Origin of the sequence: Candidatus Syntrophosphaera sp. (assembly GCA_019429425.1) — a bacterium.
Lineage (GTDB): Bacteria > Cloacimonadota > Cloacimonadia > Cloacimonadales > Cloacimonadaceae > Syntrophosphaera.
On record JAHYIU010000015.1, the window covers coordinates 1 to 23,485 of the forward strand.

At 57.8% G+C, this 23,485-nt stretch carries 16 protein-coding genes; 10 read left to right on the top strand and 6 right to left on the bottom strand.

Going from position 1 to position 23,485, the window contains the following annotated elements; translation table 11 throughout:
* Positions 1–282: 282 nt before the first annotated feature.
* The 6 genes from K0B87_02725 to K0B87_02750 form a co-directional block, all read right to left on the bottom strand.
* The gene (locus tag K0B87_02725) at positions 283–1,788 is read right to left on the bottom strand and encodes an SBBP repeat-containing protein (GenBank protein ID MBW6513652.1); all 1,506 of its coding nucleotides are present in this window, start codon (positions 1,786–1,788) and stop codon (positions 283–285) included.
* A gap of 251 nt (positions 1,789–2,039) precedes the next feature.
* Positions 2,040–4,148, bottom strand: a complete 2,109-nt coding sequence (locus K0B87_02730; GenBank protein ID MBW6513653.1) for a carboxypeptidase regulatory-like domain-containing protein — start codon at positions 4,146–4,148, stop codon at positions 2,040–2,042.
* 37 nt (positions 4,149–4,185) lie between these two features.
* Positions 4,186–5,850, bottom strand: a complete 1,665-nt coding sequence (locus tag K0B87_02735) for a T9SS type A sorting domain-containing protein (protein ID MBW6513654.1) — start codon at positions 5,848–5,850, stop codon at positions 4,186–4,188.
* Positions 5,851–5,852: 2 nt separating this feature from the next.
* Positions 5,853–6,671 carry a PhzF family phenazine biosynthesis protein gene (locus tag K0B87_02740; GenBank protein MBW6513655.1) on the bottom strand — a complete coding sequence of 273 codons (819 nt, stop codon included), beginning with the start codon at positions 6,669–6,671 and terminating at the stop codon, positions 5,853–5,855.
* A complete protein-coding gene (locus K0B87_02745) occupies positions 6,668–7,771 on the bottom strand; it encodes a hypothetical protein (GenBank protein MBW6513656.1) in 1,104 nt (367 codons plus the stop codon). Before K0B87_02745 ends, K0B87_02740 begins: the two co-directional genes overlap by 4 nt.
* A 93-nt stretch (positions 7,772–7,864) precedes the next feature.
* Positions 7,865–9,322 (bottom strand): Stp1/IreP family PP2C-type Ser/Thr phosphatase, encoded by a 1,458-nt coding sequence (locus K0B87_02750; protein ID MBW6513657.1) that lies wholly within the window; start codon positions 9,320–9,322, stop codon positions 7,865–7,867.
* A gap of 227 nt (positions 9,323–9,549) precedes the next feature.
* On the opposite strand from K0B87_02750, the gene K0B87_02755 reads away from it, so the two are divergent.
* From K0B87_02755 to K0B87_02800, 10 genes are all read left to right on the top strand, one after another.
* On the top strand, positions 9,550–11,739 hold the full coding sequence (locus tag K0B87_02755) for a hypothetical protein (GenBank protein ID MBW6513658.1): 2,190 nt from the start codon (positions 9,550–9,552) through the stop codon (positions 11,737–11,739).
* A gap of 1 nt (position 11,740) precedes the next feature.
* Entirely contained in the window at positions 11,741–13,726 is a 1,986-nt protein-coding gene (locus tag K0B87_02760) for a T9SS type A sorting domain-containing protein (protein MBW6513659.1), read from the top strand.
* Between the two features lie 384 nt (positions 13,727–14,110).
* On the top strand, positions 14,111–15,370 hold the full coding sequence (locus K0B87_02765) for an adenylosuccinate synthase (protein MBW6513660.1): 1,260 nt from the start codon (positions 14,111–14,113) through the stop codon (positions 15,368–15,370).
* Between the two features lie 18 nt (positions 15,371–15,388).
* Positions 15,389–16,585, top strand: coding sequence for a hypothetical protein (locus tag K0B87_02770; GenBank protein ID MBW6513661.1), 1,197 nt, complete (start codon positions 15,389–15,391; stop codon positions 16,583–16,585).
* Complete coding sequence (locus tag K0B87_02775) at positions 16,586–17,710, top strand: DUF362 domain-containing protein (protein MBW6513662.1); 1,125 nt, start codon at positions 16,586–16,588, stop codon at positions 17,708–17,710. It begins immediately after the preceding gene.
* Entirely contained in the window at positions 17,707–18,036 is a 330-nt protein-coding gene (locus tag K0B87_02780; protein ID MBW6513663.1) for a septum formation initiator family protein, read from the top strand. The genes K0B87_02775 and K0B87_02780 overlap by 4 nt, the downstream gene beginning before the upstream one ends.
* Before the next feature lie 51 nt (positions 18,037–18,087).
* Positions 18,088–19,740, top strand: coding sequence for a GGDEF domain-containing protein (locus K0B87_02785; GenBank protein MBW6513664.1), 1,653 nt, complete (start codon positions 18,088–18,090; stop codon positions 19,738–19,740).
* 58 nt (positions 19,741–19,798) lie between these two features.
* On the top strand, positions 19,799–20,902 hold the full coding sequence (gene ugpC / locus K0B87_02790) for a sn-glycerol-3-phosphate ABC transporter ATP-binding protein UgpC (GenBank protein ID MBW6513665.1): 1,104 nt from the start codon (positions 19,799–19,801) through the stop codon (positions 20,900–20,902).
* A 46-nt stretch (positions 20,903–20,948) separates the two neighbouring features.
* Complete coding sequence (locus tag K0B87_02795; GenBank protein MBW6513666.1) at positions 20,949–21,701, top strand: hypothetical protein; 753 nt, start codon at positions 20,949–20,951, stop codon at positions 21,699–21,701.
* The gene (locus tag K0B87_02800; GenBank protein ID MBW6513667.1) at positions 21,698–23,209 is read left to right on the top strand and encodes a hypothetical protein; all 1,512 of its coding nucleotides are present in this window, start codon (positions 21,698–21,700) and stop codon (positions 23,207–23,209) included. The genes K0B87_02795 and K0B87_02800 overlap by 4 nt, the downstream gene beginning before the upstream one ends.
* Positions 23,210–23,485 lie beyond the last annotated feature (276 nt).

A 23,485-nucleotide genomic window follows, 5' to 3' on the forward strand; every position in this document is an offset into this window, starting at 1 on the left:
CAGAAAGGACATTAGAGAGGCAAAAGCACAAAAATAGACCAAAAAAGGCCTGTCGGGACAGAAAAGCTTATGTGGGATACAGTGAATTCATCTCAACCGAAGCGTGGGTGCATTATTCAACGGTCTTCAAGCCACTAAGGCCAAGGCAAGTCCAAACCAAACTTTTGTCTTCATCAGAAACTCCCTGTGTCCATGCAATGATAGCTAAATCTATGTTTTGCCGCTCTATTCCTTGACCGCGGTAACGCGGTAGAACATGCGCGGCTCGGCTGTCAGAACATATTAGTGGGTGTAATTGGTGGCGCCGGTACTGCCCAAATAGGTGTAAGGGCTTGTGGCATCGAGGCTGTTGCGGTAAACTTTGTAGTGGTCTGGGATCATCGCCTGGCCGAAGATGGTTTCTGTGACGGGATCCCAGGCCAGGACAGCGTTTCCGGCGCTCCGCGTGATGCTCAGGTTATCCGGAGGCCGGGGTATCAAATCACCGATCTTGGCCACAAACAGGTCTGATATCAAGGTGCTGATACCAGTCAGCGTCAGGCTGCCAAATGCCGCGTTGGACATAAAATAACCCCCGACGCGGAGATCGCCGTTCGCGTCCAGGGCGATCGCTCTGCCCTCATCATATTGAACGCCACCCGCCCTTTTTGCCCACAGCCAGGTTCCCGTGCTGTTCATTTTGGCGACGAAAATGTCCTGGAAACCGGCACTCACCAAACTGTATGAACCCCAAACACCGGTATCGGTGAAAACACCGGTCACATAAATGGCGTTGGAGTTTTCCACGCAGATGGAGTAGGGAAATTGCGTGCCGGAACCGCCGATCTGCGCGGCTCCCTGCCAGGTTCCGGTGTTGCTTAGTTTGGCGACGAAACCGTCTGTTCCGTTGCTGGTGAACACAATGCCCCCGATATTTGTCGTGCCGTCAAAATTACCTGTGGCATAAACGGTTGAAACCCCATCCAGGGCTATGCCCCGGGCAAATTCATTGCCAATGCCTCCAGCCCTGCGGGCCCATTCCAAAGTTCCGCTGGGTGTCAGTTTGATGATGAACATGTCATGACCGCCAGCACTGGTCAAGGTTGTGGCACTAAAGACAACCGATCCGGAAAAATTACCTGTGATATATATATTGCCATAGGCATCAACAACGATCCCCCTTCCCACGCCGGAGCCGGTTCCCCCGGAGAGAAGAGTGACCACGTGGATTCCACCGGATGTAAATTTGCTCACATAGATCACGGTGCCGGCATATCCGGTGATGTAAACATTGGCCTCATCGTCCAAGGCCAGGGCATTACAGATCTCATTATCTCCAGTGCCGGCGGATTGAGACCAGATCCAGTTGCCGTGGGTATCCAATTTGGCCAGAAAGATATCAGCCTGTCCAGCGCTGACATGAGTTGTGGTACCAAAAACCGCGGTACCGGAGAAATTTCCGGCGATAAAGACGTTTCCCGCGGAATCCACAGCCAGGGCGTTGCAGTAACTGGAAAAGGATGTGTCGCCGGCTTGCCTGGCCCACAGCCAGTTTCCCGAGGGATCCAACTTGGCGACGAACATGCTCGTCTCGCTGGTCGTTAATGTGATGCTTCCCAAGATGGCACTTGTATTGAAATATCCGCCCACATAGGTGTTGCCCCAAGAATCAGTGGCCAGCGCTGTTACATGCTCCGGCCCGGCACCGTTGCTCCGGCTGATCCAATGCCAGTCCTGGGATTGCGCGGACAGGCACGTCCACGCAACCAACCAAGCCACACAGAGAAAAAGAACTCTGACTTTGTCCATAACTCCCCCTATAACAATATTCTACAACAATTTTTATACATAGTGGGGTCTGAGATTCCTGTCAAGGTTTTTTTTCTATTTTCCCGAGTTAGATAATTATCTGCAGGGCTTGCAAGTTGTCTATTTGCATGGATAGAGGTGATCACGAGGTGGAATTTTCACAATTAAGGGGAAGGGTCTTCTGATGCTTGCTGCAACTGAAGTTTGAGATAGGTGTAATGGCTGATATGAGGATTTTTACCTGGACTCTCTCATTTAAGTAAGATCATCCTTTGGTTAAAGAGGAGCTTTTCAGAATTCAGCTTCAGCAGGTAGATACCGGCGGAGACTGGTTTTTCCTGCTCATCCCGGCCGTCCCAAACCACCTCATGCAAGCCGCCGGAGCGGATTTCATCCACCAGGGTGCGGACTTTCTGCCCCCGGGAATTGAAGACCTCAAGACGCGCCGGGGCAGGCTGTTTCAGGCTGAAGGCGATGGAAGCGCTTGTTTTGAAGGGATTGGGGCTGATCCCCAAAAGAGCGGTTGAGGCAGGCGGGACCAGTGGATCGGAGCTGTCAACCAAACTCAGGGCAAAGTCCTGGACCGTGGTCTGGTCCAGATTGATGATCACGCCGTAAACTGTTTGGGCCACATAGCCGTCGGCGGAGATCATGAGGTCGTAAGTTCCCACCGGCAAATGGATTGCGTAATTCCCGTTGGCGTCGGTTGATGATGAATACCCGGTGTCCAAAACCTGGAGCGTGGCGCCTTGCAGGGGCTGGTTTCCGGTGCCCGAAACGCTTCCCTGCAGGATCCCGACCGGTACGTAAGCCCAAACGAATCCGGTTTGGGGAAACTCCCCGCTGACCGTGGCGTTGGCCGGAGGATTGGCCGGATCGTATACCGTGCTGTCACTCTGTACTTTACGGGCTCGATTCACACCCCAGGTCTGGGTCCGGAAATAATCCGAAGAAGAGTAATATTCCGAGTCCATGGGCCGCTGCGCCAGGATGACCAGGTTTGACCGGTTGAAATAGTCAAAGGGCTGGCTGAAAGGCAGGGTGATGATGTTCTCGCCGCTGGGAAAATCCACCAGGCCGCTGAAGACGAGGGTCAGTTCGGTCGAGGGTATCCAGCCGTCCGCCAGATCGGGAAAAGCGGTGGTGCCCATCCAGACCAGGACCGGCTTGTCCGTCAGGCTGTTGGTGAAATTGTTGTAAAATCTAAGTCCGGTGAAGCGTCCGGTGAAGTTTTCCAGTTCGGCAGGATAGATGAGGCATTCGAAGAGCGAGTTTTTCCAATACATGTCCACCGGCACCCGCGCCGTCTCGTGACCTGAGCCGACAATGCCGCTCCAGACCGGACCTGCGGGCAGCACTGTGAGGTTCAGATCCGGCGTCTGGTCATTGGCGGGGTTCTCATCCCCGTTCAAAAACACTTTGCCGTAGATGGTCATGGGGCCGAAAACGGCGGGGGTCCAGACTACGGGGATCTGCACCTCCTCACCCGGAGCGATGGGCACTCCGGCTGAAAAGCCCAATTCATCGCCGTTTCCGTTGAACAGGCTGACCGTGTAGCCGTTCTGGCTTTGGCTGCCTACGTTTTGGATCCTGACCTGGTGGACTGTTTCGACCCCTTCGGAGGGGGTGACGTTTCCCGTGACCTCGAGGGCGGCCAGATCGTGTTCCAGAGCTGGCGGCGGAACGAAAGAGTATTGATGGCCAAAGAGATAGGGTACGTGGGAACCGTTGATCCCGGTGAATTCCTGAGTAGTGGAATAAGTGGCCTGGGGCGCGGCGGGGGTCACGCTGATGAAATCTCCGGATACTGCGCCGGAAATGCCGATCGAGGCTGAAGCCGAGGCGCCAGGAGCGTTTCCCAGCAAGCCATAGACAAATTCGACGCGATTGGAGCCCTCGCGCAGGCGGATCTGGAAATTGACCAGGTTTTGCGGGGAAGCGCCGAAATACCAGTTCAGGTTCTGGAATTGGACCGTCAGCACCAGGTCCGGCGCGGTCCCAGTCAGTTTATAGGACACGCTGGAATCGTTGTAAGTGGTTGCCAGATCGTCCCATAGGGCGCCAATGACCAGGGTGTGGGTGTTCAGCAGATTGTAAGGCGCGGGACTGATAGAGGGATTGAAGGTGATGAAGCCGTTCGTGCTGGCGCGGAACTGGGTGTAATAGATCCCGTCGTATAAAAAGCTGAAACCAATGTCGATAAGGGGCGAGATCGCGTCATCGACCCCCTGGCCGTGGATCTGAATGGGATTGGTGAGCGCGGCATAGCCGGAAGGGGTCTGCTCAAATGTGTATTCGGCCACGGACGCGAAGCCAAAAGCGGCCAGCAGGGACGCGATAACGGTCAAAAGTGTCTTCATGTTTTTCCTCTTTGTGGCTTGCCTCAGGCAGCCGTGGTCATCTGATCAAACAGAGCTTCTGAAAAGCAGATTTCGCTCCGGTATCAAAGCGGAGCAAATAGATCCCGCCGGAGACCGGGCTTCCGGATTGGTCCCGGCCGTCCCAGTCCAGCCGCATCTGGTCTGATCCCGCGGAATCTGGTGAATCCAGGCGCCGAACCAGTTGGCCACGGGAATTGTAGATCCGCAAGCTTCCGGGATTTTGGGCCTGGCCGCGCACTTGGATCCTGAGCAAGCCGCTTTCCGCCTGGAAAGGATTGGGATAACAGGCGAGCGCGGGTTCGGTCAGAGCTGGATTGAGCAGGTCATCGCTGCTTACATGTTGGTAAATGTTGTAATGGGCCTGCGAGGACGAGGGATTGGACAGGACATACACGGCCCGGTGGTGGTTTCCGAGGTTGGGGAACAATTCGATCAGGTTTCCCGCTCCCAGATCGATCAGTTCCGTGCAAAAGCCCAGAGGGTCGAAGAACAGAGCGGTCAGGCGCAGGTCGATGTTTGAAGACATGACCCTGCCAAAGGGCTCGCTGCTGAAAGTGTAGGCCAGATAATCCGCGGCGTAGGGCTGGATGGCCTGGTTGGAGGGATAGGGATTGGCGTTCAGATTGGTGGTCGCGAACTGGGGCAGATCAAGCTGGGTATAATTGTAGAGCCCGTTTCCGGGTGTCTCCGCGTCCAGCATATTGGCAATGTTCCAGTTGGTGAAAAGTTCTGGAAAACCCAGGTCCGGATGGTGGATCGCGAGTTGCTGGTTCAGCGAAACCAGGCCGTTCGCGGGATCGGCCACCAGGTCCCGGATCAGTCCGGTCGCGTCGTAATGCTCCTGCAGATAGGTGAAGAACAGCATCACCTTGACGTAGTCCGCGAAAGTTTGGTTCCAGGCGATGAGGCTGTTGTCCGGATTGGAGGGAAAGCCGGTGATGGGGTCCGGCACTCCGTAGGCCACCATGGCAAGTTCGGAGCAGCCTTCATTGAGCCAGGTTTCCTCGTTGGCGTCCTGGCCCCAGTGGATCAGGTGCTGCAGTTCGTGGGCCAGCACGGAAAGCCGCACCGGGGCAACCGGATCGAGCGGATAACAGGTCATGTAGATCATTTCACATTCGTTGCTGTGCCCGGGCGGGTTCATCTGCTGGGCCTGGGCTTCGGTGACTTGGTTGTAGGGGCTGAAATAGCCGTCAAAAGCGCTCCCCTGAAAGGATCCGAGCGCGGAGTAGAACACGATCAGCCGTGGATCGTTGTCCAGCTCGTCCGGGAGCGGGCCGAACAGCTCGATGTCCATTTCGATCAAGCCCTGGGTGGGATCATTGACCGTGCTTTCCTCCAGACGAAACATCACCGTATCCACGTCCGACTGGTCCATGTGGACGTTCCATTCAGAATCGGCCACAAACACGTAGCAAAGGTCTCCCACGGCCCGGCAGGTCGCGGGGGTCTGAACCCAGAGCGGCGGCATCACGGAAAGGTTCCATTTCCAGAAGGTTGCGGTGTCGCCGACTTGGTAAGTGCGGGTATCTCTTGCGCGCAGAACCTGGTGTTCCTGCGAATCTTTGAATTGGGCGGCCTGGATGCCCAGGTCCCTTTGCAGTTCGCTCCAGCCGGCTGGACTGGCCAGAAGCGACAGGGCCAGCATAAACATGGTGATTAATAGGAATAGTTTCTTCATCTTTAGATCCTCCACTTAGGTGATATTTGCCCTTCCAGCCAGATCAAGGCCCGGCCGCGGATCAGGACCCGCTCCTGGCGGACCTCCACTTCGAAAGAGCCGCCCCGCGCGGAAGCCTGGAATCCCCTCAGGACCTTCTTTTGAAGCTTTTCGGCCCAGTAGGGTGCCAGGAAGGTTTGCGCGGAACCGGTCACGGGATCCTCATTGATCCCCTCCCGGGGCGCGAAATAGCGGCAGATGTAGTCCTGATCGTTTCCCCGGGCTGTTGCAGCAATGCCAAAATAGGGCGCTTCCTCGAGGCCGGCCAGGGTTGCGAAATCCGGCCTAAGCGCCAGCACCAGTTCCGGAGCGGGATAGACCACGACCAGGTTGCGGGTGGCCGGGGCCAGCAGGGCCTCGCTCGGATAAGCAGGGCCAAGCGCCTGCAGTACAGCCTTTTCCGCCGTTGCCAGATGGGGCGGGTCGGCAGGAAAATCCAGCTCGATGCTGGCACCTTTTTTCCTGGCACTGAGCACTCCGGAGCGGCTTTGGAAACGGATCTCTTCCAGATTCGCCTCCTCCCCCGCGAACAGGCATTGCGCCGAGGCCAAAGTGGCATGGCCGCAGAGCGGGACCTCCACTTCCGGGGTGAACCAGCGGATCTGGTATTCATTGCGCGCCATACGTTTGAGGAAGGCGGTCTCGCTCCAGCCGAATTCCCGGGCCAGGGCCAGCAGCCTGGCGTTCGCGGGATAGTCTTCCAGCTTCACCACGGCGGCCACGTTGCCCTGGTAAAAGCCCACCGTGAAAGCGTTTACGAAGAATACTGGGTCGCCCGTCATTCTCTCCACTCCAGCCAGGCCTGGATCGCGGTCCGGGAAACGCTGTGCCCGCCGTCAAATTCATCCCAGCGGACATTGGTGAACTCTCTTTCCTGCAGGATCCTGCGGGCATTTTCCGCTTCCGCGAACCGGACCACCTGGTCCTGCTTTCCATGGCTGATGATGATCTTCAGATCCCTGGCCGCGGCGAAATCAGCGTCAGTTATAACGCCTGGGTACAATCCTCCGCCACAGGCGACCAGCCCGTCGAGGCGCGCGGAGTTTTGCAGGGCCAGCAAATAGCCCATATAAGCGCCTTGGGAAAAGCCCAGGATCCAGGTCTGGCCGACATTGTACTCGCTTGAGACCTGTTCCTGGAGGGTAAAAATATAGTCTGTAAGCAGCTTATATGCCAATTGGGCTTCCGGGCTCGTGTAATCTATGGGAGGCTGCCAACTGAAGCCGATCTGCCCTTCCGTAAAGGGATAAGGGGCTTCCGGAACCACAAAGATCACCTCCTCATCCTCCAGATGGCGCCAGAGCCGGCTGAAAGCGGAGGCCTTGTCGCCATAGCCGTGCAGGCCGATCAGCAGGGGGTAAGTCTTCTCCGGGTCGTAATTTACGGGGAGATGCAGCCGGTAGGGTAGAAGGTGGCGAGAGGCAAGATATTGCTCCCGGCCTTCGTATCTGGCCTTGCGCTCGGCCCATACCTGCAGCGAATCCATGGCCGCGCTGAAAGATCCGGTCTCGCGGACCTTGTCAAAATCCGGGTCCCGGGTAATGTGCTCCAGGTTCGTGTAGCCGGCTTTGTATGACTGCAGGAGGTATTTGGCCGCCAGATCGGGCATCTCCAGCAGACCGAAACAACAGGCCAGGTTGTACCAGGTAATAGAATCGTCCGGGCGGTTTTGCAGATGGGCCAGATAATATCTGGCAGCGGTTTCATATTCGCCTTTGGCATAGGCCTCGGATGCCTGGATGCCGTAATTGGCGGAGTTTGAGGCGGACAGCGGATCAAAAGTGTAGGGGTCGATCTGCTCCGGAACGGTTTGGGCAAAAAGCGAGGATAGGACTAGCATCCAGGCTACCACCCATGCCGTCTTCCAAAAAACTTGCTTCATCTTGTGCTCCTTTGAGGAACTTAGTTTTGTCTCACGACCCTCATGGAAAGTGCCTTTCCGAAGCCTCTGCCCAGCGATGATGATACCGAGCAATTACTTACGGGGCATGTCCAGGCTGAGATTGTATTCCCCCAGCTTGATCAGGTTGCGGTATTTGCCAAAGCGCCTGTCGCTTGCGAAGAGGACCGCGGCGTTCTCTGGATCGTATTTCCGGTAGAGTTCCCGGGCCGCGTTATAGGTCTGCTCATCGACTGCTGCGGTGCCGGGGGCAAAAAGTTCGGTTTGCCAGTTTTCCTCCTCAAGGCCGGATTCCACCTCCGATCTGACCAGAGCGAGGGCGATCAGGGCCTGGATCTCGTCGGCCTTCATATTGTAGCCGCCCTTGTCCTGCAACTGGTTGAAGGCCAGATAGATGGTGTGCCTGGGGAGGATATAGGCCATCTGTTTGCCCTGGGGATTGGTGATGAATTTCAGGTTTTGGGCCTGGCCGGGATGGCTGGCGATCTTGGCAAAGTATTCCTGATAGGCCGGATCGGCGTCCCGGGCCGCAAGCCTCTGTCCGATCGCCTGTTCCAGGGTCTGCAGTTGTGTGTCGCCCATAACCCGGGTCGAAGCCTTTCTCTTCTTTTCCTTCTTGGGCTTGGGGGCCTGGAGCTCGGTCGCCTGCTGTTCCGGCACCTTGGTCAAAGATAGCGAGTACCAGATAACGGCGCCCAAAAAGACCACGATCGTGGCGATCATGGCCAGCGAGGGGGAGAATTTCTTTTTCGGAGGGGCGGGGACTTCCTGCCTGAGCGAAAAAGTTGTGCACTGCTGAACATGCACGATTTGGACGGTGATGTTGTCATCCCCCCCGCGCTGATTGGCTATGTCTACCAGGTTGTGGCAAGCTATGGAGGGCTCTTCCTCCATCTGCTGGAGCAATTCGTCGTCCTTTATATACTGGGTGAGCCCGTCGCTGCAGAGCAGGAATACGTCGTCCTGCTGCAGGACCCGCGGCCCGGCGATGTCCGGCTCAAAGCTGCTGTGTCCGAGGGACTTGGTGATGAAATTGCGGCGCGGATGGGTGGAGGCCTGTTCGCGGGTGATGACGCCGCTTTCCAGCATCATCTGGACCTCGGAGTGGTCCTTCGTGAGCTGCAGCAAAGCCCCGCCGCGGCTGAGGTAGATCCTGCTGTCGCCGACATGCGCCTGCCAATACTGGGCCCCCTTGATCAACATCAGGACCAGGGTGGTGCCCATGTCCGCCAGATCGGGATCGTGCTGCGCGGCTTCCAGGATCTTGCCTTGGGCAAATTCCACGCTTTGGGAGATGGTTTTGAGTTCCTCGCCCGGGATGTAACTGGTCTCAAAGTATTTGCGGATGCTTTCCACGGCCACGCGGGACGCGATCTCGCCGCCCTCATGGCCCCCCATTCCGTCGCAAACGAGGAAAAGATGCCCGTAATCGCCTTCGTAGTATCCGTAAAAATCCTCATTCTTGGTCCGGGCCGGATTTCTGCCGATGTCCGTGATGTTCGCCACTCTGAGGCGTACTGTGCATTGCTCCATGTATCGCTTCCTCTTTCCAGCGCTCCAGAGAGCCTGGGGCATTTTTGTTGTAAATCATGACGCTGAAAAATCCCGAATATGTCAAGAGATTATTTTGCCGGAGGCCCAGAAGCCAGTACTTGCCCCTGGCAGCAAGCATTCCAAAATAGTTTGGATTTATCTTGACAAAAATCAAGGGAAGTTTTATTTGTTAAGCTAAGAGACAAGTCCTTGTGCGTGGAGGTGTTATGAACAGATTGTTACATATCACCGAGACCCTGGTTCTGCTGGCAATGCTGGTTTCCTGCGTTAAAAGCGGACCCACGGCCCCGGCCCATCCCGCCGCGGAGCTGGATTTCGCGGAGGAGAAGATCCCCCTTCCGGACGGGGAATACATTTACCGTCAGACCATTTCCATTCCCCGGATAGAAGACGGCGGAGAACTCTTTTCCTGGCGGCTGGAAACCTTTACCGGAGAGCCTTTGCCGGGCACCTGGGCTGACGGGCAAGGCTGGCTCTGGTTCCGCGTCCCCGGCTCAGATCCCTCCATCCCCTTAAACCGGCCTGGAGCGCATCGCGGCCTCTGGACCAGCCAAAGCTCTCTTTCCTTCGACCATGTTTCAGCCCAGGGCAAGATCTCCAATCTGGTCATCCATGCCGAAGCGCGCATCAGATCTGCCTCCGGAGCCATCGAGACCCGCAGTTCCGCCTTGAGAAGCGGACGCCTGATCGGCAGCCGGATAGCGGTCGATTTTCAAAACGGGGACGAGACCGGCTCAGGTATCGAATTCTGGCTGCGTGAAGTGATCGGCGACATATATGTGGAGGGCCTCTACGCTGGTCAATTCATGTTTCGCGTCAACATCCTGGATGAGGTCCTGGATACGGTTTCGGAAGGCCAGTGGCACAGCTCCCTGGAAATGGCGGACCTGCGCCGCGTGCGGCTGAATGCATCCAGCGATCCGCCTCTCGCGGCCAACGCTGCGGGCCAGTACACCCAGTTCGAGTGCTATGTGGTGAGCCGCCTGGGAATCGAGGAAGCGGCCCGCCAAAGCGTATATTTCCGCGTCCGGTCAGGCTTTCGCCCCCAAGCCGTGATCTTTCCCCAGACCCTGGCCGCCCTGGGTTCTTACCATTACAGCGTTTCGCACAACGATCCCCTTGCCGGCCATGAACTCATCCCTTCCACGGACAGCCGAACCAACCGCAATCTGTGGACCACGGACAGCGGATACGAGGCCATCAATTCACCCGATCTCAGGCTGCACCTGCAATGGGGCTTCCGGGGCCAGTTTCAGGCACCCAATCCTCCCTGGCCCGGAGGGCCTTGGGAAGGCGGTCCTTTCGAAAAAGAGGTCAACATCTGCCTGGATGCAGACACCGGCGCCAATTACCACAGCCAGGTGGCGGCTTTCGACCTGCGCTTGGATGGCGCGCCTTTTCCTGCCCTCGGCCAGTTCGTCGCACCGGTCCAGATAAGCCATGGCGGCAAAAGCTGGCTCCGGGTGCAAAATCTCAACTCCGCGGCCAAGTCCTGCATCCTTACCGGACTGGCAGACGGGGATCACCTGTTCGAGGTCTGCGCGGTTGATCTGCAAGGCGCCATCAGCGATCCGGCCTCCGTGAACATCCGCCTTGAGCCTTTCGTGCCGGCCCAGCAGCGCACCGGGCTTTTGATTGTGGATGACACTTTTGACCACTCCTCCCTGGCCCCGGCGGATTATGTGAACGCATTCTATGATAACATCTGCGACCTGGACTTTATCCCCGGCGGAGTGGACCTCGCTCAGGCCCAGACCGAAACCGGATACCCCGTCACCGTCTCTCCGGTCCTGCTCCAGAACTACCTGGTGGTGGTCTGGCATTCGGACAATCCCAGCCACGCGGGCACGCTGGGCCTGAACGCGGACGCTCTGGAGATCTGGCTGGCCCATCAGGGAAAGCTGGTAATCAGCCACAGCAGCCAGCTATACAACAACTTCGAAGCCCTGCGCCTCAATGCCTCGGGCTTCCTTGCCCAGAGGCTGGGGATCACCGGCACGGCGGACTACGGAGCTTTGTCCGCGTCCCTGGCGACCCGGCCTTTCTTCGTCCGGGCCGAGGGCATGTACACTCTGCCGGACATCAACCTGATGATCGGCAATGCCTTCAATCCGCTGGTCCGGAATTACGGCGGTCTGGGCACCGTGACCTATTTCAATCCCGGCTCCGGTCTGGATTTTTCCTACAGTTTCGGCTGCAAACCGGTCGACGCACCGGTCCAGCCCCCCTCCCAGGACCAGTATGACCTCTATTCCTCGAAATACGTTGTTTATGAACACACGCAGAATGATGCCACAGCTGTGCTTTTCGGCTTTCCCCTCTCCTACATGGAGCCGGATGACGCCCAGGCAGCGCTCTGGCAGATAATCAACGCAATTATGATCTGGAACGGTTGACATGAAAAACCTACTAACACTAATCTTGGCAGTCAGTTGCGCGCTCCTGGCTGCCCTGCCCGCAGACCTGGAAAGCTCCTTCCGCGCCCTTTCCAATGAAAATCACAGCGCCGGAAACATCCGCCTGCAAACCAGCAATTACGGCAACTGCAGGGAACTCTTCTATCCCAGCCAGAACGAGGACCAGCTTCTCTATGTCAGCTCCTTGTGGGTCTCCGCCAAACTGCAGCGCCGCGATGCAGAGGGCCGCAGGCTCTTCTGGCTTGCCCAAAATCCCTCCGCGGACAGCAGTGGAACCACCCACGAAGGCGCCCCGGACTGGAATCCAGGCCTGAAGGCGGTTTTGGACACCCTCACCAGCGTGGGTTTCGATGGGGACATGGATCTCTACGAACTGCTGCCTGCCCATAATCCCTTGCTGGCTGGAAATGCTGAAGCCGCAGACCTTTACAACCAATACAATGCCCGGGACCTCGTCCTGAAAAGCATTCTGGGCTATCCCGCGCCCCGGGAATTTGCCTTCCCCGATCCGCTGGGAAACTACTGCTTCAGCGATCCCCAGCCTGGATCCTTCGCCACGCCTGGCTTTGAGACCCTTTCGGCCTATTTTTACGACTTCTGCCCCTTCGGCACTGTGGGAGACCGCGACCTCGGATCCAGCCATGCTCTAAACACCCATTATCCCCTCGGGCTGGCAATCCACCGTGAAAGTTATGCCTGGAACCTGCAAAATCACGATAAAATGGTCATCTTCAAATACACCCTCATCAATACCAGCGAGCGCGACACGCTCTTCGATCTGGCCATCGCCGAATATGTCGATGGAGACGTTATCCCCGGCGGGATGGGGATTCAGGGCGCGAGCGACGACGTGAGCGGCTATGTTAAAGGCCCCGGCTACGAATTTGCCTACACTCGCGATGCCGACGGGGATGGCGGCCTCAGCCCCAATTGGCTGGCCCACAAGATCGTGCTGCCGGAACTGGCCGCGCGCCGCCACTGCTGGTATTGGCGGGTCGGGGACGGCCCGGGCGACTCCAACCCGCTTTCCTTCAATTTCGCGCCCCGCCGCACCGCCAACGAGAAACATTGGCTGATGACGGGCCGCAATCCCAATCCCACCAAATTCCAGCCCCTGCGCCCGGAGGAGGAAGGGATGTGGGAATACGAGCAGCCACAACCAAACGACACCAGATTTTTGCACACGCTATATTCCAGCCAGCCCACAGAGGCCGATCCGGACCCGGAAAACAGGCTGCATATGACGCCCGGGGCCAGCTTCAGCTTTTACAGCGTGCTCTTTGTTGGCGATGGCATCGATGACCTCAAAGCACGATCCCTGGCCATCGAGAATTTCCTCGCCGGCGGCCTGCAGATCGACCCCAGCGCAGATTTGACCTGCATACCTTACTTAAGCGGCTTTGCCGCCCTGGACGGCCAGGTGGCCAAAGTGGACTGGCATTCCTACACCGATCCGGCGCGCTTTGAGGTGATATACAAGCCCTTCGACGCACCGGCCGCAGAATGGCGAACGCAGGCCCTTCCAGGCTCCGCGCGGTCTTTCCATCTCTGGGACCTCGATCCGCAGATTTGGTATCAGGTCAAGGTCGCCGCGGTCTACAATCCCGGCCCCAGCGAGGTTTACCTGGAAAGCGAGACCCTGCTTGCCAGCCTGGATCATCCGCCCGAACCATCCTACCAGATCCCGCCCTTCCAATTGGGTCTGACCGCCTTTCCCAACCCCTTCCGCGGCAGGGTGTTGCTGAGCTTTACCCTCAAAGATCCGGGACAGACCAGCTTGAAGATCTACAACCTGCGGGGCCAGATGGTGCGCGAACTAATCGACGAAGACCTGGCGGCGGGACAGCAGGCCCGGATCTGGGACGGACGCGACAGCAACGCTAATCCCTGCGCGGCAGGAATTTACCTGCTTAAACTGCACAGCGGAAGCCGTAGCCTGACCCGGAAACTCATCCTGCTCAATTAAACACAAACCGGCAGTGCAATAGCACGGTCTGGAGTGGCAAAAGCCCGCAAAGAGCGTAGCGGATTTGCGGGATAAGGAGCGTATTGCCGTCATTAGCGACCTTTCGAACTTGTTTCTTTCCTGGCCCCACCCCCAAAAAAACGAATTTCCAACCCACCGCCCCCCTTATCAATACGGTGTCAATACGGACTCAATACGGACTTTGTCCGTAATGAGTCCGTATTGACACCGTATTGATAAGGGGAGCCAGAGGCTAAAAAACGAGAATTCTGACCGGTGGTATCACCGGGAATATTCCTGTCCGGAGTGGCTCAACCAAGAAATCATTTGACAGGAAAGGAAGAGGACAAAATAATGACTTTTACGAATTTTAGGGAGTGTGAAATGAGTTCACTCGCGGTATTGGGATGTTTGTGGGGCGACGAGGCCAAGGCCAAGATCGTCGATTGGCTGGGCGTGGACGCCGATGTCGTTGTGCGTTTCCAGGGCGGCGCGAATGCCGGCCACACGATCGTCTCGGAAGGCTTCAAATATGTTTTCCACAGCGTTCCCTCGGGCATCCTTTATCCCAAGACCAAATGCGTGATCGGGGCCGGGACCGTGATCGATCCCTATGGCCTGCGGGAGGAAATGCAAGCCCTGATGCAGCAGGGAATTAAGTTTTCCGGACGGCTGTTCATGGACGAGCGGGCGGGCCTGGTCCTGCCGCTGCACAAAGAGCTGGACAGCAGTATTGAAGAGGGTTTGGGGGCCAGCAAGATCGGCACGACGGGCAAGGGCATCGGGCCCGCCTATGCGGATCAGACGGCGCGCTGCGGGCTGAGGATCGGCGACCTGAAGCATCCGGACTGGCTGAAGCAGCGCCTGACCGGGCTTTACAAATTTCATGGCAGAGCGATTTCAGAGAGCGAATTGGAACGGGAACTCGCTTCCCTGGCCGAGGCCTGGGATTTTTTCAAACCCTTTGTCGCTCAAGTGGATAGTCTGCTGCGGGAGTGGTACAAGCAGGGCCAGTTCATCCTCTTTGAAGGGGCCCAGGGCAGCCTCCTGGACCTGGGTTTTGGCACCTATCCCTATGTGACCTCGTCTTTTACGATCTCCGGCGGAGTGAGCGTGGGCACCGGTTTTCCGCCCCGCTGGCTGGACAAGGTTTTGGGAGTCTACAAAGCCTACGCCACCCGGGTGGGCGAAGGGCCTTTTCCCACCGAGCTTTTCGACGCCACGGCCGAACGGATCCGCGTTGCCGGAAACGAATTCGGCGCCACGACCGGCAGGCCCAGGCGCATCGGCTGGTTCGACGCGGTGGCGGGTAAATACACCGCCTCCGTCAATGGCATCGACGCTCTGGCGCTCACGCTGCTGGACGTTTTGAGCGGCCTCCCGGAACTGAAGATCTGCACCGGTTATTGGAACGGGCCGAACCGGATCGCCGGATTTCCCACCCATCCTTTGGAACTGGCCGCTGTGGAGCCGGAATACCTGACCCTGCCTGGCTGGGAGGACGATCTGGGCGGCGCACGCAAACTGGATGACCTGCCCCAGGCCGCGCTCGACTATCTGGAGGCGATCCAGGACTTGTTGGAACTGCCGATCGAGCTGGTATCGGTGGGCAAAGACCGCAATCAAACAATTGTTGTTAAATGAGATAGAGAGGTTTTACACATGAGATGGATCCTTATTCTGGCGTTCCTGCCAGCGGTTGTGGGGCTGGCCGCGCAAAGCGCTGACAGCCTTGATTTTCCCCTGCCCCATTACGTTAATCCCATCTTCGACAGCTTCACCCGCAACTACGTCTCCACCAGCGCCATGGGGCGCGGCTACACGGGCGTTTCGGTTCCCGGCGGGATCGACAACGTGCTGCTCAACCCGGCCGGATACGTTCCGGACAAAGCCACCCTGCATATCGAAATGCTGGTCAAACCACCGGTGGATGCCAAATTTTACGCCGAGCACGACACCCTCACCGGGATCACCATGACGCCGGAGGACAGGATGACCTCGCCGGTGCCGCTGGGTATCGTGGGAGGCGGTGGAAGTATCAGCCAGAGATTCACTTACGCCCTGCTCTATGCCATGCCCAAGACCATCCGGGTGGATGATTTTTCCGTGGAAATGAACATGGGGGCCTATCTGCTCTCGCGCTATCCCTCTTTCTACCTGCACCAGTTCACCGCCAACGCGGCCTGGCACACAGAGCGCTTCCACGTTGGGCTGAACCTGCACAACCAGATCTACCGGATCGGGGATGTCACCTTCCTGCGAAGCTTTGAGCGGATAAACGACAGCAAATATCTCCTGCGCCCGCAACTGGGGCTGCTTTACACCGGTGATTCTTTCAATGTCGGGCTCAGCGCGATTCCGCGGCAAAATGCCTCCTGGGACCTCAAATTCGCGCAATACGACACCCATCTGCCGCTCAACCTGGCGGCCGGAGGGGCTTATAAGACAGACAGTTCCAGCTTTGCCGCGGAACTCGATTATGAACAGACCAGCACCCTCAGCGACAAATACATCGATCGCTACACCCTCAAGCTGGGGGCCGAAACGACGGTGCGCAAATTCACCTACCGGGCCGGCTACATCTACCATCCGGAGATCTGGCACGGCCATTACAAGCTGCCGGACGCCGCTTCGGACACCCTCTCCATCTGGTGGAACGACGTTTTGGCAGGCGGCAAGGTGGAAAAAAACACCCAGCACATCCTGACCCTGGGCATGACCTGGCATGGCCGCGACGCGCGGATCAACCTGGGATTTTTGATGGACGTGGCGGGCCGGGCGCCGATCGCGCAGGTCAACGCCTCTCTGGACCTGTATTTCAGCGCCTTCAGGAAGAAAAACTTCCTCTTTTTCGATTAGATGAGCAAAGTACAGATCCGCAAGGTCGAAAGCTACGAGCTGCCGCTCCTGGAAGCAGCAGTGGACGATTTTCTGGCCCACGCAAACGGCTCCAGGATCCGCCGTTCCAAACGGGTGCTGCTGAAACCCAACCTGCTGGGTGCCTTTCCTCCGGAACGTGCCGTGACCACGCATCCAGCCTTGATGGAAGCATTGGTGCGCCATTGGCTGGACCGGGGCAAGGAAGTTTGGATCGGAGACAGCCCGGGCGGCACCGTGAATGCCGAGACGGTCTGGGAGACCTGCGGGATGCTGGATCTGGCGGAGCGTTATCCGATCAAGCTGGTGAACCTTTCCACCGCCGGTTTCCGCGAACTGGAGCATGACGGCATGAAGCTGAAGGTCTCCGAGGTCTTTTGGCAATGCGGGATCGTGATCAACGTTGCCAAATACAAGACCCACGGCCTGGTGGCGTTCACCGGGGCCCTGAAAAACCTCTACGGCCTGATGCCGGGCCTGGTCAAGACCGATTATCACCGCCTCTATCCCAATTCCCGGGATTTTTCCCGGCTTCTGGTGGCCCTGTATCAACTCACCAAAGCGAAGATCAGCTACAGCTTCATCGACGGGATCACCGGCATGGACGGGATCGGGCCCTCAGGCGGCCGGGTGCGCGATTTTGGCCTGCTGCTGGGCTCCAAATCCATATCCAGCCTGGATTACGTCGCTGCCAAACTGATGGGGTTCGGGCCGGCCGACGTTCCCTACCTCCTTCCGGCCCTGCATGCCGACGGACAGTTGATCTCGCGCATAACCGTGCCCACCAGCTTCCGGGATTTCACTCTTCCGGACGTGGACATCCGGATGGTGAAACTTAGCAAGGACCTGCTCAAACTTATACCCGGAGTGGCGCGGCACGCCTTTGCCCGAGTCTATTACAAACGCCCGGTGATCAGCCCGCTCTGCAAAAACTGCGGGATCTGCGAGCAAAGCTGCCCCGTGCAGGCGATCGTGCCGGCCCCCCGGACCGGGTATCCCAAGATCAACCCAAACATCTGCATCAACTGCATGTGTTGCCACGAGATGTGCCCGCACCGGGCCATAGATATCCAGCAATCACTGCTGGCAAGGATGGCGCCCAAATGAAAAGACAGGAACCCAAAAACAAGAAACTGGCCAACCTGGCCTTCCTGGCGGTATTGATCTTCCTGCTGAGTTGGATCCTGCTCTGGGGGCCGAACAGTTTTTTGAAAGTGATGAAAAACCAGCGCAAGAACGAACTGAACCGGGCCCAAACCGAAGCCCTGCAAGCCGAGAACGACAGCATCGCCCGGCAAAACGCCCGCCTGAAAAGCGATCCGGACGCGGCGGAGGAAGTGGCCCGCGAGGAGCACGGCCTGATCAAGCCGGACGAGGTGGTCTACCGCTTCAAGCCGGCCCAGGCAGACTCTCTCGAGGCCAAGAAGAAATAGGCGGGCCAGGTCAAGTTTTAGTTTAACGCGCTGACAGACAAGAGGACGAAGATGAGGGAAAGGCCGGAACCGGAAGCGATCAAGCCGCTGACAGCCAGGCAGCGCAAGCGCCTGCGCGAGATGCTGGTATCCATCTTGGAGAGCCATGGCAACCAGCGCGACTACCTGGTCTCCATGCTGCTTTCCGAAGCCGCCCCGGAATCAGGTGACGAGCCGTCTTTACGCTCTCTGCGGGCCATCAGTTCCAATGTCCTGGAACAACTGATCCTCATCCTGCGCGGCCTGAAAAACGGCCAGCCATCGATGTTCCTGTACTTTTTTGAGGCTTTAAAACACCTTCCCCTGGACGCTTCGCCCCGCTTCAAATCCGTGTTGCAAGACGTATTCGGCAGCGAACCCGCTCCCACGGAAATGCAGGTGGAACTGTTCCGGCAGCTGGAATTGCTGTACCTGCTGGCCAAGATGGAGGATTTCGAAGCCGCCCGGCAGCTTGCGGGCTCTCTGGAACCGCGGGTCTCCATTTCCCATCCCCAGCTTCACGTCATGTATCAGGTCTCGCAAGCCAGGATCCTCCAGCATCGGGGCAAACGCCTGCGGTTCACCTCACTGTGGCTGGGCCTGGTGAGCGACCTTTATCAGTTGGACGGCCCCGAAGGCGCGCTCTACGTAGTTTTGAGGTGGATCACGGTCCTGCACTGGGGCCGGGAAAGCTCGGCCAAAAAAGCCCTGCTGCTCAAGTTTGGCCCCGGATCCAGGCATGGCGGCAACCTGCTCTCCGCCAACCTGCTCTACGCTCTTTTTACCTTGGAAAACAAGCTGATCAGCCCCGACGAGAAAATGCAGTACGCGCGCCTGCTCTTCCGCCATCCCACAGCGCTGCTGACCGTCCAGCAGATGCAACTGCTGCATTTCTTCGCCGGCAACTACTACTCCGGGATGAAGCTCAGCATGCAGAAATCCATCCGCTACTACCAGCATTCCAACTATTTCATGCACAAAAGCTGGGCCTATCTGCAGGGGCTTTCCCAGTTTTTGCGCGAAAACCAGGGCTCGGGGCAGTTCGTTTCCACCATGCCGCATCTGGAACGCTGGGTGATCGAACTGGGCAGCCAGATGAGCTTGCAGAACAACGCCTATGTGGAAACCCTGCACGCGAACTATGAAACGATCCGGGAACTCTACCACCAGGTGGAGGAGCTATCCATCACGGACAACCTTACCGGACTGCGTAACCGGCGCTTCCTGGCTAACAACCTTTATCACATGTTCCAGCTCGCCTCACGCCACAAGGTGCCAGTCTGCTTTGCCATGCTGGATATCGACCTGTTCAAGCGGGTCAACGATGAACATGGCCACATCGCCGGAGACAAGGTGCTCAAGGAACTGGCCCAGCTGCTCACAGGTTCGTTCCGCAAGAGCGACGTGATCGTCAGATATGGCGGCGAGGAATTCCTGCTCATCTTTTTTGACACCCGGCGCGAGCATTTCATGCACCTGATGGAGGAACTGCGCCACCGCGTGCAGGCCCATAAATTCACCTTCAAGGGCAAGACGATCCGCATCACCGTGAGCATCGGGGTAAGCTGCGAAGTCGTGCCCTGCCTCACGGAAAAACAGCTTTCCGCCTGCATCGAAAAGACCGACGCGGCACTCTACATCGCCAAAAACACGGGCCGCAACATGGTGGTGGGGCACGAAAGCTGAAATTCCGGCTTGACAGCAAAGCGCGCCCCAATATTGTATTTCTGCAAAGGAGTGATTCATGGCCAAGATCGTTGTGAAAAACCTGAACAAGTATTATGACAACACCGTCCACGCCGTCAAGGACGTGTCCTTCGAAGCCGAGGACAAGGAATTCATGGTGCTCGTGGGCCCCTCGGGCTGCGGCAAAAGCACCATCCTGCGCATGATCGCGGGACTGGAGGAGATCTCCAGCGGCGACATCTGGATCGGGGACAAGCTCGTGAACAACGTGCCCCCCAAGGATCGCGACATCGCCATGGTCTTCCAGAACTACGCGCTCTATCCGCACATGACGGTTTTCGACAACATGGCCTTCGCGCTCAAGCTGAGGGGCGAAACCAAGCCGGAGATCAAGACCAAGGTGCAGAGATCAGCCGAGCTGCTGGGTATCGAAAGCCTGCTCAAACGCAAGCCGGGGCAGCTTTCCGGAGGCCAGCGCCAGCGCGTTGCCCTCGGCCGCGCCATTGTCCGTAATCCCAAGGTCTTCCTTTTCGACGAACCCCTTTCCAACCTGGATGCCAAGCTCCGCGTGGCCATGCGCGCTGAGATCGTGAAACTGCACAAACAGCTTGAGAACACGATGATCTACGTCACCCACGACCAGGTGGAGGCGATGACCATGGCGGACCGCATCGTGGTGATGAAAGACGGCGTCATCCACCAGATCGACACTCCCCTGAACATCTACAACGATCCCGCCAACGTCTTTGTGGCAGGCTTCATCGGCTCCCCCGCGATCAACATGGTCGAAGGCAAACTCAGCGGCAGCGGGAACGACCTTGTCTTTGACAGCGGGGATTTCAGCGTCAAGGTCCATAAAGAACACAATCAAGTGTTGTCACCATACCTGGGAAAACCAGTCATCCTGGGCATCCGCCCCGAGGACATCTACGACGCCAGGTTCGATTCCATGGCCGATTTCCCCCAGAGCTTCAACACCATCTGCGACATCGTGGAGCCCCTGGGCAACGAATACCACGTGATCCTGACCACCCCGAAATACAGCTTTACGGCCCGCCTCGATCCCAAGGAACTGCCCAAGATGGGGCAGGAACTGAAGATCAGCCTGGACATGACGCGGGCGCATTTCTTCGATCCGGAAACTGAGGAACGCCTCGTCTGACCTGTAAATATTAGCCCCGATCCTGCCAAGAGGAGGAAGGATGCCAATGAAAGCTTTTCTCTGCCTGTGTTTTGGCCTCCTCGCGGCATCCCTTGCTGCGGTGATCACGGAGGATTCCGCCTCCGCCAACGCGCTCTCCGGAATAACCCTGCTCTCCCAGTCCGTCAGCGATCTGGCCCTTTCCCCCACCATCAACAAAGCCGGCATCGCCTTTTCCACCCACATTCCTTTCAGAGAAGCGGATTGCGGGGTCTATTCACTGAACACGGCCACCCGCCTGAAGCCTTTGCTGATCAGCGCCGGCGGGGCTTTTCTGGACCAGGGGGACTATCGCTGGCAGGATGTTCATCTGGGCCTGGCTTTCCATTACCAAGACCTGAGCCTGGGCTATTCCGAGCACCTCATCTACGAAAGATTCAGCACCCAGCACAGCTACCACACCTGGACGGGAAACCTGGCCCTCAGCTACCGGGGCGAGATGTACGGCAGCGAGATCCGGCTCTTGCATCTGGGCGAGGAGGACGCGGAACTGCATATCAGCGCCAGCACCCGGGTCGTTGATCAGGTCCAGGCCGCCTCATCCTATGTTTACGCGCTCCACGGGGCTGATAGCTTTCGCTTCGCCACCTCCTTCGCCATCGGCGAATCCTTTCTGCTCCAGGCTTCCTGGCAAAACACGCCGCCCCGTTTCGGCGCCGGCCTGAAGTTCACCTACCGGTCCGGAGAGCTCATGTATGCCGTCCGCTCCCACGCGGAGCTGAGCCTCTCGCACAGCCTGGATCTTGGGTTCAACTGGTGAAACGCTTCGCCGCGGCTCTGCTCTTCCTGCTGGGAGCCTGTCTCGCTGGGGCCCAGGGCTTTGACGACCTGATCGAACTGGACGCCCCCGCTTTGGCGGATTCGGCCTGGCAGGACTTTTACAACACCCTCGCTGAACTGGGCCGGCCCCTGAAGCTGGACAGCAGGCTCTATCTGAACCAAACAAGCCGCTATTCATTGCACAGCGCCATCTACAGCCTGGAAAACGAATCCGTGCTGGTGAATTACAAGCGCGATTGGGACGACGGGGAAAGCCGGATGAACTTCCGGATCGGGCTGCAAACCGGGCGCTGGGAAGCGGTCCTGGGTTCCTTCCGCTTCCGCTTCGGACGCGGGATCGTGACCGGAAACGGCTCCAGAAGCCCTTCCGACAGCCTGTTCAGCCTGCGCGAACCCCTTTCCCCGGAAACCTACACGCCCCTGGGCGCGGCGGCCAAGTTCAATCACAAGGCCCTGCGCGCCGGCCTCTTTGGCTCCATGCAGAAACGCGATGCCCGGCTCTCCGGGGAAGCCATTATCAGCCTGCCTTCCAGCCGCTCTGGCATTCTGAGCACCACCCAGGAAAGCGTCTTTGGCGCGACCGCGGGCTTGGACTCCCGGCACTTTCAGAGCGCCGCCCTGCTCTATTGGCAGCATTACGACCGGCCCTTCGCGGATGAGGAAAAGCGCGGCCAGATCTGGGCTGCCAGCCTCTATTCCGCCCTCGATCTGGACTTCACCCGGCTGGACGCAGAACTGGCCTGGGCGGAAGGCGGCCCCTTCGGCCTGGTGGCCTGGAATCTCCGGCTCAAAGGCTTTACCCAAACCTTCAGCTATGCCCGCAATCCGCCCGCAGGGCAGTTTGCCTATGCCCTTTCCCCGGCCCTGCTCAACCGCGCGTACGGCCGGGAGGAATACAGCTCCGACCTCAGGCTGGCCCTGCCCCTGAAAACAACTCTGCAACTGCGTTACAGCCTGAACAGTGGCTCCGGGTTCAGCGGGGAACAGCTTTCCCGCCTGCTGGCCTCTTTGGCCTGGCGAGACGCGGGAAACTCGGTCAAGCTGAGCTATTACAACTTCGACCGCGAGATCATCTCCCTCATCGACTCCACCTACGTTTCGGCCTCGCCCCGCAACCATCGCCTCCTGCTTCAGGCCCGGCATCATTTCCGGCCCCGGCTCCGTCAGGAACTGGAATTTTCCTACAGCCTGGAAGACCGTTCCGACTATACCAACAACACCTATCGGGCCAGCCTGGCCCTGGCTTATGAGCCGGGCAAACTGCGCCTCAAGGCCGGGGTTTTGACCTGGCAAAGCCCGCGCAGCTTCCTCGTGGAGGATGAATTCAGCCCCCAGTACTACAGCATCTGCAGTTCCGAAGACACTGCCCTCTTTGCCTCCGCGTCCCATCAATTCAAGCGCTGGCACTTCTCCGCCTCCGGACGCAAATCCCTGTTGGAGGCCCGGGATTTTCGCCTCTTCCTGCGCCTGGGGCTTTCCATTTTCTGAGTTTTCCATACGGCACTCCTTTTATCAATACGGTGTCAATACGGACTCATTACGGACTTTGTCCGTAATGAGTCCGTATTGACACCGTATTGATAAGGGGAGGCATAGAGACGGAATATTGACAATATGTTTAAATAACATATTGTTATTGTGATAGATATGAATTCTGACGCCGTCTTGGAAAACATATGTGAGGTTTCAGGGATCAACTCCTCGTCAATTTCATTGGCATAGCCTGTCCCGAAAAGGCGCAAGTTGTTGAAGAACTGATTTTAA

Coding starts and splice junctions, on each gene's coding strand:
- K0B87_02725 (MBW6513652.1), bottom strand. CDS start 1,788: ATGGACAAAGTCAGAGTTCTTTTTCTCTGTGTGGCTTGGTTGGTTGCG.
- K0B87_02730 (MBW6513653.1), bottom strand. CDS start 4,148: ATGAAGACACTTTTGACCGTTATCGCGTCCCTGCTGGCCGCTTTTGGC.
- K0B87_02735 (MBW6513654.1), bottom strand. CDS start 5,850: ATGAAGAAACTATTCCTATTAATCACCATGTTTATGCTGGCCCTGTCG.
- K0B87_02740 (MBW6513655.1), bottom strand. CDS start 6,671: ATGACGGGCGACCCAGTATTCTTCGTAAACGCTTTCACGGTGGGCTTT.
- K0B87_02745 (MBW6513656.1), bottom strand. CDS start 7,771: ATGAAGCAAGTTTTTTGGAAGACGGCATGGGTGGTAGCCTGGATGCTA.
- K0B87_02750 (MBW6513657.1), bottom strand. CDS start 9,322: ATGGAGCAATGCACAGTACGCCTCAGAGTGGCGAACATCACGGACATC.
- K0B87_02755 (MBW6513658.1), top strand. CDS start 9,550: ATGAACAGATTGTTACATATCACCGAGACCCTGGTTCTGCTGGCAATG.
- K0B87_02760 (MBW6513659.1), top strand. CDS start 11,741: ATGAAAAACCTACTAACACTAATCTTGGCAGTCAGTTGCGCGCTCCTG.
- K0B87_02765 (MBW6513660.1), top strand. CDS start 14,111: ATGAGTTCACTCGCGGTATTGGGATGTTTGTGGGGCGACGAGGCCAAG.
- K0B87_02770 (MBW6513661.1), top strand. CDS start 15,389: ATGAGATGGATCCTTATTCTGGCGTTCCTGCCAGCGGTTGTGGGGCTG.
- K0B87_02775 (MBW6513662.1), top strand. CDS start 16,586: ATGAGCAAAGTACAGATCCGCAAGGTCGAAAGCTACGAGCTGCCGCTC.
- K0B87_02780 (MBW6513663.1), top strand. CDS start 17,707: ATGAAAAGACAGGAACCCAAAAACAAGAAACTGGCCAACCTGGCCTTC.
- K0B87_02785 (MBW6513664.1), top strand. CDS start 18,088: ATGAGGGAAAGGCCGGAACCGGAAGCGATCAAGCCGCTGACAGCCAGG.
- ugpC (MBW6513665.1), top strand. CDS start 19,799: ATGGCCAAGATCGTTGTGAAAAACCTGAACAAGTATTATGACAACACC.
- K0B87_02795 (MBW6513666.1), top strand. CDS start 20,949: ATGAAAGCTTTTCTCTGCCTGTGTTTTGGCCTCCTCGCGGCATCCCTT.